Origin of the sequence: Clostridium paraputrificum AGR2156, assembly GCF_000424025.1 — a bacterium.
Taxonomy (GTDB): domain Bacteria; phylum Bacillota; class Clostridia; order Clostridiales; family Clostridiaceae; genus Clostridium; species Clostridium paraputrificum.
Window position 1 is genome coordinate 112,679 of sequence record NZ_AUJC01000009.1, and the last position, 14,397, is coordinate 127,075.

Genomic DNA, 14,397 nt, shown 5'->3' on the forward strand with positions numbered 1-14,397 from the left:
TAATTATTTAAATGTCTTCCCTTGATAAATATCATTATCTATGAATGCTTTATCTATAGCATTTAAAATCTCCCATTTCTTTAAACTCCACATAGGACCTATTAATAAATCTCTCGGTGCATCACCTGTAAGTCTATGTATAACCATATCCTGTGGTAACATACAAACTGATTTACATAATAAATCAATATAATCCTCCTGAGATAAGAATTCTAGACCTCCAGCTTCATAAACTTTAACTAAAGGTGTATTTTTCATTAAATGCAATAAATGAAATTTAACCCCCTGAGCACCACTGTGAGCAATATAATCCACTGTCTTTAACATATCTTCTTTTGTTTCCCCTGGCAATCCAAAAATAGCATGAACTACAAAATCTATATTTCTCTTTTTTAATCTAGTGATAGCCTCTTCAAACACATCTAGATTATATCCTCTATTTATCTTTCTAGCTGCGTCATCATTAGATGTCTGCAAACCAAGTTCTACCCAAACATAATACTTTTTATTTATCTCTTCTAAAAGATCTAATACATCTTCTCCTAAACAATCAGGTCTTGTAGCTATAGCTAAAGCTACTACACCTTCTTGGCTTAAAGCTTCTTCATACTTTTTCTTTAGGACATCTACAGGTGCATAGGTATTAGTATATGCTTGGAAATACGCTATATACTTTCCTTGCTTCCACTTCTTATTCATCATGTACTTAATATCTATAAATTGCTTCTCAATAGAAAAATCTCTATCTCCTGCAAAGTCTCCTGATCCCCTCTCACTACAGAATAAACATCCACCTTTGCTAATAGTTCCATCTCTATTAGGACAAGAAAATCCCCCATCAAGTGAAATCTTGAATACTTTCTCCCCAAATTTATTTCTTAGGAAATAATTTAAATTATTATATCTCTTTCCTCCCCAGTCTTTCACCACGGAAATCTCCTCCTCTTTTGATAATATATCATCTACTATAATAACAAATTAACTTTAAAATTTAAAATCCTAGTGTTTCCAAAAAAATATAGCATCAATACACTTGATGCTATTTATATATTATTCTATTAAACCTTCTGATACTAAAAATTCTCTAGCCACCTCTTCAGGAGATTTGCTTAATTTATCAACTTTATAATTTAAATCGATCATAGCTTCTTCATCTATTTTTCCATCTAATACAGCTAAGACTTCTTTTAGCTCAGGATATTTTTCTAAGGTATCCATTCTAATAACAGGAACTGCATTATATGGAGGAAAGAATTCTTTATCATCCTCTAAAACTTGTAAATCAAAGGCCTTTAATAATCCCTCTGTAGAGAATGCATCAATAAATTGACAATCACCACTTTTTAAAGCTGAATATCTAAGACTTCCATCCATAGCCTTTATACTTTTAAACTTCAATCCATATAATTTACTTAATTCATTTAATCCATCATCTCTATTAACAAACTCCATTGTAGGGCTGATTACAAATTCCTCATTATACTTAGCTAAATCAGATACTTTTTTTACATTATATTTCTCTGCAATTTCTTTAGTTGTTGCTATTGTATAAGTATTATTAAAACCAAGTGGATTTAATAATGTTAAACTATATCGCTCCTCCATTAACTCTTTACTTCTATTATAAATTTCATCTTTATCTCTTATTAATGGTTCTCCTAATATATTTAGTAGTAAAGACCCTGTATAGTCAACATACATATCAATCTCTCCTTTTTGTATAGCTGATGACACAACAGAGCTTCCTCCTAAATTTAATTTTCTTTCTACATTAAGGTCAGTTTTTTCTTCTATTAAATCTGCCACCATATTTGCTAAAATTAATTGTTCTGAATAATTTTTTGATCCTACTACAATTGTGTCACCTTTTTTTTCCTTAAATATATTAGATATACCTGTAAACACTAATAAAATAGCTAGTATAACTCCAATTACCTTAAGGATCTTATTATTATTTTTCTTCCCATTAGATAAAAGTCCAACAGGAGTTACTGCAACTTCAATCTTTCCAAATATAAAATCTATAATTAAGGCTAAAATACAAGCTGGTATAGCTCCTGCTAAAATCATATTGTTATTTACTGTTTGTACACCTGTAAATACCAGATACCCTAGACCTCCAGCCCCTATAAAAGCAGCTAAGGTCATTAATCCCACTGATGTCACCGCAGATATTCTTACTCCAGACATAATTAATGGCAAAGATACTGGTATCTTTATCTTAATTAATGTTTGTCTTTTTGTTAATCCCATTCCTCTTGCTGCTTCTAACATATTTTCATCTATATTAGTCAGTGCAGTAAAAGTATTCTTTACTATTGGCAAAAGAGAGTATAAAACAACAGTAGTTATAGCAGGAACAGTTCCTATTCCAAGTAATGGAATAAGTAATCCTAATAAAGCCATAGATGGCACTGCTTGCAATGTATTGATTAATCCTAATATAGGTTTTCTTAGAGGCTTAATATTTGTAATAAGTATACCTAAAGGAATTCCTATTAATATAGCTAAAGCAATTGCTAACATAGTTAAAAACGTATGCTCTACTAATAGTGATAATATTTGCTCTTTCCTTTCTAAAATGAAACTAAAAAAGTTACTCATTAGTTTCCACCTCCTCTTCTAAGTATTGCTGACTTAAAACAGAAATCAAACTACTTTTAGTAACCAACCCAACTAATATCTTATTCTTATTAACTACAGGTAAATACCCTACAGCATTTTCATTCATTACTGTTAATACATCTACTAGGTTGTCATCATCTTTTACATATAACAACTCTTTTTCCATTACATCTTCAACCTTTGTATCTAATGGTATATCTCTTCTTACTTGTTTTAATGTAACAAGACCTATAAGTTGATTTTCTTTATTTACTACAAGTAAACTATCAACCTTATTTGATTTCATCATCTCAATAGATTGAACTATAGTTCTAAAAGGCTTTACCTTAATAGGATCTTGTATCATAATATCCTTTGTCTTTATAAATTCAGGTGTATCCCAAATTTTCTTACTTCCTATAAATTCTTTAATAAATTCATTTGCTGGTCTTCTTAATATATTTTCAGGAGTATCATACTGTTGTATTTTTCCTCCATTCATAATACATATTTTATCTGCTATCTTTATAGCTTCATCCATATCATGAGTTACGAATATTATTGTTTTCTTTAATTCTTGATGAAGAGTAAGTAGTTCATCTTGCAAAGAACTACGTGTAATTGGATCTAACGCACTAAAAGGCTCGTCCATTAATATTATGTTAGCATCAGTAGCAAATGCTCTTGCAACACCAACTCTTTGTTGCTGACCACCACTCAGTTCAGCAGGGTACTTATTCATATACTCATCTGAATTAAGTCCAACCATATTTAATAATTCAATAGTCTTCTTATTTATTTTTTCTAATGGTTCCTTTTTTAACTTAGGTATTAATTCTATATTTTCTTTTATTGTCATGTGTGGGAATAATCCTACATTTTGAATTACATATCCTATTTGCCTTCTTAACTGAATAGTATCTTCCCTTGCAATTAAATTTCCATTTATGAATATAGATCCTTCTGTAGGTTTTATTAACTTATTAATCATCTTTAATGTTGTTGTTTTACCACAGCCACTTGGTCCAATTAACACCACTAAGTCACCATCTTTAATATGAAGATTTATATCATTTAATATAACCTTATCACCTATCTGTTTAGTTATACCTTTAAACTCTATCATATTCCCCCTCCTTCTAACAACTTATTTTTAATTATAAGTTGTTAGTATAATTATATTATACTTTCTATTTTTTATAAACCTTTATATATCCATTAATCTTCCATTTTGATTAACTTTAACATGATCTGCTGTAATTAGAGCTTAAACTTCTATGTATTCCTAAGTAATCTTTTAATTAACTCTTATTTGCTAAAAAAATAAGAAAGTTAACCAATATATTGATTAACTTTCTATTTTCTATTCTTTAAATACCTTTAAATCTTCCACATCTATTTTATATGTACCCTCATTCTCTTTATCATCTCCTATAGCTTTTACTGTAATAAAAACACCATTATCATCAATTCTTACTACATCTGATGAATACTTTTCTACAGGAAAATATTCATTTAAGTTCAATTTTAATAATTCTCCTGTTGGATTTTTATATACTCTAATTCCACTTCCTTTACCCTCTTCTTTAATTTGAACTATTAGTTCTCCATCATCATTTGAAAAAAGTAACTTTTCCACTATAGATCCATCTACTACATCATAAGGTACTAGCTTATTTAATATTGGCATCTCTAAGGCATCTTGAATTGCTTCATCAACATTTCCACCACTTGGGGATGGTGCGTCTCCTCCACCTTGATTATTTCCAGCTGTAGGCTTAGTATCCTCAACAATGGCTAGACCTATAAATGTTCTTAAGCCATTTGTAGTTGTAAATGCAACTTTATTTCCCAAAAAGCCTATTCCCATCTTATTAAATGATTCTTCTGGAACACTCTCTTTATCTACTACCACATTATCTCTATTAGGATATACCTCCCTTGGTAAATCCTTCATTCTTAATAACAACTGGCTCTTTCCTATTTCATAATCCCTTAGTCTTAAAGTACTTCCAACTTTATATACCTGTTTTTCATTTGTTGATTTAATTTCATCTACTAAATATTCTTTATCTTTCTTTACAACCTTTATTACAACTGTATCTAAATCAATTCTGCTTTCATCTTTTTCTTCTTTAACCACAATATAAGTGAAGTATGCATGATCTGCTCCTTCTGAAAGCTTATCTAATTTATATCCATTTATATTGTCATTTTGTATTTTTCTTATTTCTTCATTATCTTTTATTACTTCTGTACTTATCTTATTGCTTTCATCAAAATTTCCCCTAGTTACATTCTCCATATAATTACTTGCTATTTCCCCAGCCTTCTTAATATTGAAAACATCTGAATTTACATCAAAATTTTTCCCAAAGCATCCTATAAAAGAAAACATTAAAACACTAGATAAAAAACATGAAACGATTCTTTTCATAATAATTACTCCCTTCATTATACCTTCTTAGTTTTCCTAAGAAAAATTCCCTTATACATTTACTAAAGAATATTTGAATATTCCACATTATATATTAAGTATAGGAACAAGTTTGAAAGGAGGTTTTTAATTGAAAAAAGAATTGCTTAAAATATTTCAAGTAGCTGTTGTATTCATTGGAACAATCGTAGGTGCTGGACTTGCCTCTGGAAAGGAAATCTCTAACTTTTTCACTTCCTTTGGGCCCAAAAGTTTTATTGGAATTTTTATATGTGGAGCTTTGTATATAGTAATGGGAATTATAATATCAAAAATAAGCCTTTTATATAAATTAAATTCATATAGCGAAGTAATGCAAGTAATTAGCCCTAATATCTTTGGAAAGCTTACTGGAATTATTACTACGCTATACTTTATTTCAAGCGCATCAATTATACTAGCTGGAAGCGGAGCCTTAATACATCAATTTTTTGGTATTCCAAAAATTATAGGAACTTTAATCATGCTTTGTATATCCTTATTCTTTTTACTTAGAGGAACTGAGGGATTAATTGAAGTAAATAGTTTTATAGTTCCTGGCTTAATACTAACAATTTCCCTAATAACTACTTTGTATATTGCATTTGGTAATGATGTAATGACAATTGATAATATTATTCATGCTCCAGCAAAAAAAAGTGGTGTTTTTATATCTACATTACTATATTCAGGCTATAACATATTATGTAGTTCAGGTGTTCTTGTTCCTCTTAGTACAAAAATGAAAAAGTCAAAAACTATGATTATAGGTATAGTATTAGGTGCATTAGGACTAACTTTCTTATCCCTTGCAATAAACTCATTGCTTTTAATAAATCAACCATATATATACGAGTATGAAATACCACTATTATTCATAGCTCAACGCTTTGGTCCAATCGTACAAGCTATATTATCAATGATTATTTTATTAGAAATGTTCTCAACAGAAGTTTCGGACGTATACTCTATAGGAAAAACATTAGAACAAACATTTAAAATTAAGTTCAACTTAGGTATAGTTATAGTTTTAGCCATAGCATTACCAATATCTCAAATTGGATTTGGAGCCTTAATATCTACTCTTTATCCAATGTTTGGATGCTTAAGCTTAATGTTCATAACACAATGTATTATTTTTTATTTTAAACATAGAAAAGAAATGACTAACTAGATAGTTGATAGTATTTAATATCAGTCTTATAATTTAATAAGTATAAATTATGAGGTGATATTAAATGAAGTATGATTACCTATTAAAAAAATGTGATTTATGCCGAAGGCATTGTGGTGTTAATAGACTAAATGGTGAACTAGGTATATGCACTGCTAATGATAATCTAATTGTAGCTAGAGCAGAATTACACCTTTGGGAAGAACCACCTATATCTTGTGAAAATGGTTCAGGTACAGTATTTTTTTCACATTGTAATTTAAAATGTGTATTTTGTCAGAACCATGAAATAAGTCAAGAATATAAGGGTGCTGAAATAACCATAAATAGACTTAGTGATATTTTCTTAGAACTTCAAAATAAAGGCGCAAATAATATAAATCTTGTTACGCCTACCCACTATGTACCACAAATAATAGAAGCCATAGAAATAGCTAAATATAAAGGATTAAAACTACCTATCCTTTATAATACTAATGGTTATGATACATTAGAAACTATCAAGTTATTAGATGGATATATAGATGTTTATCTTCCAGATTTTAAGTATTTTGATGATAAATATTCTATAAAATATTCAAAGGCAAAAGATTATTCATCTGAAATAATTCCCATATTAAAAGAAATGGTTAGGCAAACTGGTAAGCCATCCTTTGATGATAAAGGTAGAATTCTTAAAGGAGTTATTATAAGACATTTAATGCTTCCTGGCTTACTATTTGATTCTAAGAAAGTTATAGATAAAATATATTCTACTTTTGGTGATGATGTTTATATAAGCATAATGAATCAATACACACCAATGCATAACTCATCTAAATATCCAGAAATAAATAAATTTTTAAATCCAAAACATTACAATTCACTAATTAATTACGCTAGTGAATTGGGAGTAATTAATGGATTTATTCAAGATGAAGGTTCAAATACAACTGAATACGTTCCTAACTTTAACTTTCAAGGGGTCTTATCCGATAAATAATAAGAAAGGTTGGATGGATATTTATTTTGCTTGTTCCGTCGCAAGCTCCAAGTCACAGAAAAACAAATATCTATTCCCTTGATTTATAGCTAATTAAAATCTTATAATTTTCTAGACAGTGAAAAAGAAACTCATACATAACAGTAAGAGTTTCTTTTTTATATCTATTAATTTGGATAATTAAAGAAAGGTGCAGAATTACCTCCCCTGATCATTTCTCTGGAGTTAGGTGGATAAAATATATTTTCACTTCTTAATTCTGCTATTCTCGTTACGCCTACATAAATGTCAGATATCCTGTACCATGTTGCATAATCCACAACTCCTGTTTTAGGTAAATTAAATATTCCTTGAAATACTCTAACTGCTTCTGCAGTAGCTTCACCATAAGTACCATCAACTGCCACCTTAGGAATTAAAGGATAATTTTGTGCAATTCTATTTAAAAATTCTTGTATCTGTCTAACAGACTCCCCATTTGAACCTACTGTTAAATCAAATCCTGGATATGAAGATGGACTACCACTAACCTGTTCAGCTGTTGTTAGTTCAATATCATTTCCATAATAATAAGTTAATATATCATAAGGTATATAACCTTGATCCCCAAGATACTTACTACCCCATTGACTTAGCCATTGAGGACAAGTTACATTCTTCCCATCACAATACTGTGTTAATAGTGGTTGTTTTCTTCCAAATCTCCTAATATAAGTGGAGAATATTTCATCAACAATAGCACTTATACTATCATAAATATTTCTTCCATAATTAAATGCATGATCATAAGCTGTAGAGCTTGTTATATCAAAATTCTTCCCTTTTCCTCTATACCATTCTGTATAAATTCTATTTAATGTAAATGATATAATACAAAATACATTTGCCCTTATTGTACTCTCTGGCCATGTAGAGTATATTTCACATGAAGCTACATTCTTTATATAATCTTTATACGGAACTCTATAATTAGGCGCAGAGGCATCATTAGGACTTCCCTGATGAACTGTTATAAATTCTGGAACTACAGGTTTTGGTAATACAACTCCTCCTGTAGGTGGTGGAAGAGGTTTATCTGGAGATTCTGGTATCTTTGCCGGGAAATTACCAATTAATGTATTGGGTTGAATTATAATTATTTCTGCTCTACTTGATCTATTTGCATTTTCTTGAAGACTTACTTTCTGTAAGGCTGTTGATTGCGGAAACACTTGTACCCCTCTTATTGATACAGGACTAAACCCATCCCTTTCTACCAAAACATCATAAAGACTATAAGGTACATTATTAGTAGGTTCTTGAGAATAATCTAGTGGTGGTGCTGATAAATCTATTACTTGAGTTAAACCTGAAGAATCTGTAAGTAATGTTGTATTGATATTACTTGCACTTGGATTGTTAGGGGATGTAGTTTTGTTACCAAGAGCATTTATATTTTGGACTTGGTCACTAGTTGTTGGATTTATAGTTACTCTACAGTTATCTATTGGTACTGCGCTTTCTCCTCTAAAGCATTGAACTTTTAATTGACCTATATCAGCCATTAATATCTCCTATAAAATTGTTTCATCATATATTATGCTTAGTACTAATCATCTGTGATACAGCTATAATGGTTTTCTTATAAATAGCCCTCCTATATTAAATTCTTCATACCTATTATCAACAATATCATTGCCATAAGATATTTCTCTATATGACCTTGAAGTAACATTTTCGCCATAATTTCCTCTCATAGCATTCAATATTCCAGTCATATCTATAATTCCATATCCCCATTCTCTATTTGGATAAACATCTCCACCTCTCATACGTGTACCCCTAATAATATAAGACTTCACCTGTGTAGCATATATTTCAGGTTTATTTCTATCGACTACAGCCCACTGCAATATTAAAGCACATATTCCTCCAACTATTGCTGTAGCAACTGAAGATCCACTTGCTACCCCTACACTTCCACCTGGCCTTACTATTGGTGCATTAATTCCTCCTGCTACAACATCTGGCTTTATTCTTCCATCTGTAGTATAACCTCTACCTGAAGCTCCCACTGTAGCATTATTATTTTGGTTATAATAACCTACAGATATTACTGAATTAGCTGTTGAAGGTAACATTAAAGTAGTATACTGAGATGGCTTTAAAAATCTTGTGTCTGAATCTAATAAAACTCTTTGTGGTAACCAAGCCCAATACATACCATCAACTACATATTCTCCATATAAGGTAAATTTCCATATGCCTTCTTTTAAATATATACTCCTTATTACTATTCTTTCATCACCAGTAGCCTCATTAGGCATATCTATATCTATAGACATTATAGTTCCTTCATATAAGAACTTGATATTTCTTCTACCTCCAGACTTTGGAGATATTCTATCTATAACTTCACCTGAGGGTGATGTTACGGATATTGATGCACTATTAGGTTGCCTTATCCATATTTCAAAATTCAATGTATTTTGGTTCTTTCCAACCCTTAATTCAATTACCTCTGTACTCCCAGAACTTTTTATATTACCTTCTGTATGGGTATCAGTATCTCCTTCATTTCCAGTTCCTACAACAACGACATTTCCCAAAGTGCCAGCTATCCTATCAATAACACCACTAACTATAGTTCTACCACTATGTTCACCATAATTTGTTCCTAATGGAATTATCATAACTGTTGGCATATTTAACTCACTAGATATAGAAGTTAGATACCTTAATGCAAGCAATATACTAACATATCCATATCTATTACTTCCTTCTGTTGTTAATCCAGCAGATACAAGTGTTATATCAGCTGCTTCCTTTAACTTAACAACTGCTATACTCGAATTAGGAGCTATACCTATTAAATCTGGATTTTTACCTCTTGCTGCTGCAAGTCCTGCTACCATAGTTCCATGACCATTTGTATCCTTAGTAGCAACTATACTATATGGATCACCTCCAGACTTTTTAAGAGCTATAGCCTGATTTATTTGTTCTTCTGTATACTCTACACCCATCTTTAAACCATTTATCTCTTGCCCTATATTATCTAATGTCTGATCCCATATCCTTACTATTCTAGTGGTGTCATCTTCTTTTTGAAATTCAGTGTTTAAATAATCTATTCCCGTATCTATTACTCCAATTAATACGCCTTTTCCATTTAAACTTAAGTATGGATTAGTATGATAATTTAACGCATTACTTGCCTCAGCTGGAGTTTCATCAGTTAACGTAAAAATTTGAGGATTTATATCATCTACAACTCCAAATATATACGGATATATATTCTTAATGTTACTTGTAGGGGTATATACTATTCCATAACTTTCCGATATGGTTGTTACTTCTGTATTTGGCATATTATTAAGCTCTTTAAAACGTTCCTCATTTGCAAACTCTACCAAGGTACCAACTATTTCATCTGAATTCGCATATGAATTCAAATATTCTTCTATAGTATCAAACCTTCCTTGTTGCCTATTCATTTTACTCTCCCTAAAACTACTTACATTAATAACATTTAAAACATCCAATATCTGTTGCAAACTATTATATGCACAAACCTCCCCATACCCCCAACTTGTATTTGGATAATCTACATCTCTTCTTTCTCTCTTTGCTCCAGTTACCAAAAAGTATTTTACTCTGTTCCCAAATAAATAAGGATCATTCCCTTTAACAATTCCCCATTCCATTATTAATGCACATATTCCTGAAACGTGGGGAGCTGCCATAGAAGTTCCTGACTTTGTATCATATGACCTATTAGGAATTGTTGATGTAATCCCTTCACCTGGCGCAACTATTTCTGGTTTTGCTTCAAAATACATGTTAGCTCTTCCTCTGCCACTAAACGGAGAAATATTATTTGTTAAATAATTATAACTTCCTACTGAAATTACACTATCTACTGTAGCGGGTATACCTAATGTATTATCTATACTAGGTTGTAGAAACTTTGTATTTATATTTAATCCCTCTGATACAGGTAGCCATACATCAAATATTCCATTGTATTCATTTAATACTCTTAAAACAATTTTCCATACCCCTTCAATAATATACTGAGCATCCGTATATAAAGAAACCGATATCTCTCCTGTCATATCAAATGGTTTAGGTCCAGTTGTGAATACCCTATACCTATTTCCGGAAATTACACCTTCCTTATATCCTTCTTCTATTACTATTTCTCCAGATGATACTCCTGTTGGTGCTATAATCTCTATTGACACCGCTGGTAATATAGACTTATATAAATTTAAAAATACTGCTATTTCACCTGCATCAACTTCAAAATTAATATCATTACTTCTTTTTAGAATCCCACCAACATGATGTGCTGCATCCCCTTCATTTCCTGCTGCAACTATTATAGTCACTTTCTCATGGTTAGCTATAGTTGCTATATATAATTCTAATAAGCTACTCCCATCATGTGCTCCATCATTTGTACTTAAACTCATATTAACAACCAAAGGCATATTCAACTCTTTACTTTTATCAGTCAGAAACTTCAAACCTCTCATTATACTTGTACTTAGAGAAAAATACCCTCTACCTGTTTTCACCATCATGATTGAACTTTTGGGCGCAACACCATAATATCTTTTATCAATTTTTCCTCCAGCGCAGGCAATACCAGCTACATGTGTACCGTGACCAGTTAAATCTTCTACAGGTACTACTGAATATGGATCTTGTGACTTTAATGCAGTATTTATAGTTGCCTTATCATAAACCTTACTTGAGTCTTGAGTTAAATCATATATATACTCTATTCTTGTAGTTCCGTCTTCATTTAGAAATCCCGGATGAGTAAAGTCTATTCCGGAGTCAATAAAACCTATTATTATTCCTTCACCACTAAGGGAATAAGTATTTCTAGTCTTATCCACGCAAGCTGCTCTATTACTCCCCTGGTCAGTTAAAATCATACTCTTAGGAAATTCTATATATTGTATTGCATTATTTTGTGCTAAACTTACAACATTAGTTGCTGGTATATTTACAATAGCATACCCATATCCTAAATCTTCAATCCTACCACCTATATTCTCTACTATTGTTTTTACCACTTCAAATGGTTCTCCGTATAAAATGGTCACCTCAACCTCTCCTTGAGGATTCTCATTTAATGTTTGTGTTATATTTAATTTAGCTAAAAATTCTAAAGGCACATTCTTAAGTAAATTACTTGCATTATTTATATTCTCTATAATAAATCAACCCCACAAAATTACTGATAATTTTATTTATAAAATCCCACTATCAATATATAAAAAAAGATGATATATGTTACCAACATATATCATCTAAGTAAGCTAAAGTTGTATTTCTAATCTTTCTAACTTAGCTATAATTTTAGCTTCTTTCACTTGTATTGTTTCTGTCTTAGCTGAGCCATCATTACCTATAAGTAATAACTTTTGCCCACCTAAACTCTTTATTTGTCTTATAACTCTTTTATTGTCATACTCTATAAGAAACATTCCATTGTTGCTCACTTCTTTAACTAAATGACCAAATACTATATCATCCTTCATCATTCTGAATCCAGACATACTATTATCTTCTACTTTTATATATAAAACTTTATCTGCAGGGTATCCTTCTACCTTATTTGAGTATATAGGAAGTTCTTTACTTCCTAACTCCTTTTTTAAGCTATAGTCATATATTATTACCTTTTTCATTACAGATGAAAAAGCATCAGTCCACACAGGTGAAGTTTCTCCAAGTATTTTGGCATTAATCTTCTTCTCCTTTTTAGCAACTTCTGTTATCTTTCTTTCTTCCATTAATGCTTCATCTGTTACAACCATACTTATATCATTTAAATCTGTATTAAGGATTTTTGCTGCTCTTTCTATGAATCCTTCTTGAGCAACTCTTCTTCCCATTTCTACTTCGTTAATAAATTTATCAGATACACCTAACTTTTTTCCTAAAGCCTTTTGAGTAAGACCAGCTTTTGTTCTTGCTTCCTTGATCTTCTCCCCTACTCTACTCACTTTTATCTTCCCTTCTAATGCTTATTCTATAATTTCAGGTTCTCCATAAGTTTCACCAAATGTATCAACTGTCATACTTTTTATAACTTGATCTTCATAAGGTCTATCATTATAGTCTCTCTTTGTCATTACAATTTTATCAGCTTCTTCTATACCTTCTATAACCTTACCAAATGCAGCATATTGTCCATCTAAGTGTGGTGCATTTTCAACCATTATAAAGAATTGGCTTCCTGCTGAATCTGGATGCATCGCTCTAGCCATTGATAAAACACCTTTAGTATGTTTTAAATCATTCTTAAATCCATTTCTGTTAAACTCTCCTTTTATTCCATAACCAGGTCCTCCCATACCATTTCCTTCTGGGCATCCACCTTGAATCATGAATCCTGGAATTACTCTGTGAAATATTAAGCCATCATAAAATCCTCTATTTATTAAATCTATAAAATTCTTTACTGTATTTGGAGCTACTTCAGGATAAAGTTCTGCCTTCATAACTCCTCCATTTTCCATAGTTATAGTTACAATTGGATTCTTCATAATAATTATCCTACCTTTCTTTGATTATATTTAGTATTATTATCATACCTTTCCTTGATAATTCATGTTTTAATTATATCTTATTCATTGAATATAATAAATAAATTAAAACAGAAAAAATCACTATTTAGATACTATACTAAATAGTGATTCCTTAATTTATTTAAGCTACTCATTATCTTTCCTTCCTACTCAAGCTTTAGCTAATAAAAGCTGTTCCCAATACTACTCTTGAGTAATCATTATAATTTGATAAATTTTTAACATTGATATTATTAAAAATCATCTCTCTTCCTGATTGATTAATTATATCGCCAAACAAACATGTTAAAAATGTTGATGGTATATTTTCAACTCCTGAAAAGTCTAAAGTAATTCCTTCATTTATACTATTCTTTATTATATCCCTTAGAACAATTGCATCTTCGACATTTATTTTATCTCCTAATACTTCTTTAACATTAATTATCATAAATAGCACCTCTCTTTATTTTTTTAATTTTCTGATAATTTCTTCTCTATATATAATATAGCAATTTCCATTTTATTTGTCAACTATTTAACAAACTTTTTTTCTATATTTATTTTATAACGCAAAGAAACAGTTGTAATACTATTAACAACTGCTTCTTTT

Annotated in this window: 11 protein-coding genes; 2 read left to right on the top strand and 9 right to left on the bottom strand. The window is 30.5% G+C overall.

The annotated features are described in order from the left end of the window. Positions 1-3: 3 nt before the first annotated feature. The 4 genes from mnmL to G594_RS0110740 all read right to left on the bottom strand — a co-directional run bounded on the left by mnmL (position 4) and on the right by G594_RS0110740 (position 5,041). Entirely contained in the window at positions 4-930 is a 927-nt protein-coding gene (gene mnmL / locus G594_RS0110725) for a tRNA modification radical SAM protein MnmL/YtqA (RefSeq protein ID WP_027098583.1), read from the bottom strand. 120 nt (positions 931-1,050) lie between these two features. Then, on the bottom strand, positions 1,051-2,604 hold the full coding sequence (locus G594_RS0110730) for an ABC transporter permease/substrate-binding protein (protein WP_027098584.1): 1,554 nt from the start codon (positions 2,602-2,604) through the stop codon (positions 1,051-1,053). Continuing rightward, positions 2,597-3,730 (bottom strand): ABC transporter ATP-binding protein, encoded by a 1,134-nt coding sequence (locus G594_RS0110735; RefSeq protein ID WP_027098585.1) that lies wholly within the window; start codon positions 3,728-3,730, stop codon positions 2,597-2,599. Before G594_RS0110735 ends, G594_RS0110730 begins: the two co-directional genes overlap by 8 nt. Positions 3,731-3,967: 237 nt before the next feature. After that, positions 3,968-5,041 (bottom strand): hypothetical protein, encoded by a 1,074-nt coding sequence (locus G594_RS0110740; RefSeq protein WP_120362683.1) that lies wholly within the window; start codon positions 5,039-5,041, stop codon positions 3,968-3,970. A 130-nt stretch (positions 5,042-5,171) separates the two neighbouring features. Here G594_RS0110740 and G594_RS0110745 point away from each other — a divergent pair, with 130 nt between their 5' ends. Together G594_RS0110745 and G594_RS0110750 are read left to right on the top strand one after the other, a co-directional pair. Then, the gene (locus tag G594_RS0110745; RefSeq protein ID WP_027098587.1) at positions 5,172-6,233 is read left to right on the top strand and encodes a YkvI family membrane protein; all 1,062 of its coding nucleotides are present in this window, start codon (positions 5,172-5,174) and stop codon (positions 6,231-6,233) included. Between the two features lie 64 nt (positions 6,234-6,297). Then, entirely contained in the window at positions 6,298-7,215 is a 918-nt protein-coding gene (locus tag G594_RS0110750; protein WP_027098588.1) for a radical SAM protein, read from the top strand. A 167-nt stretch (positions 7,216-7,382) separates the two neighbouring features. On the opposite strand, the gene G594_RS0110755 is transcribed toward G594_RS0110750, so the two are convergent. The 5 genes from G594_RS0110755 to G594_RS0110775 form a co-directional block, all read right to left on the bottom strand. Continuing rightward, entirely contained in the window at positions 7,383-8,759 is a 1,377-nt protein-coding gene (locus G594_RS0110755; RefSeq protein ID WP_027098589.1) for a peptidoglycan-binding domain-containing protein, read from the bottom strand. 63 nt (positions 8,760-8,822) lie between these two features. Beyond that, positions 8,823-12,428, bottom strand: a complete 3,606-nt coding sequence (locus G594_RS0110760) for a S8 family peptidase (RefSeq protein ID WP_049178093.1) — start codon at positions 12,426-12,428, stop codon at positions 8,823-8,825. A 102-nt stretch (positions 12,429-12,530) separates the two neighbouring features. Continuing rightward, positions 12,531-13,220, bottom strand: coding sequence for a helix-turn-helix domain-containing protein (locus G594_RS0110765; protein ID WP_027098591.1), 690 nt, complete (start codon positions 13,218-13,220; stop codon positions 12,531-12,533). A gap of 21 nt (positions 13,221-13,241) precedes the next feature. Beyond that, positions 13,242-13,763, bottom strand: a complete 522-nt coding sequence (locus tag G594_RS0110770) for a peptidylprolyl isomerase (protein WP_027098592.1) — start codon at positions 13,761-13,763, stop codon at positions 13,242-13,244. A gap of 199 nt (positions 13,764-13,962) precedes the next feature. Next, positions 13,963-14,235, bottom strand: a complete 273-nt coding sequence (locus G594_RS0110775; RefSeq protein ID WP_027098593.1) for an STAS-like domain-containing protein — start codon at positions 14,233-14,235, stop codon at positions 13,963-13,965. Between the last annotated feature and the right edge of the window lie 162 nt (positions 14,236-14,397).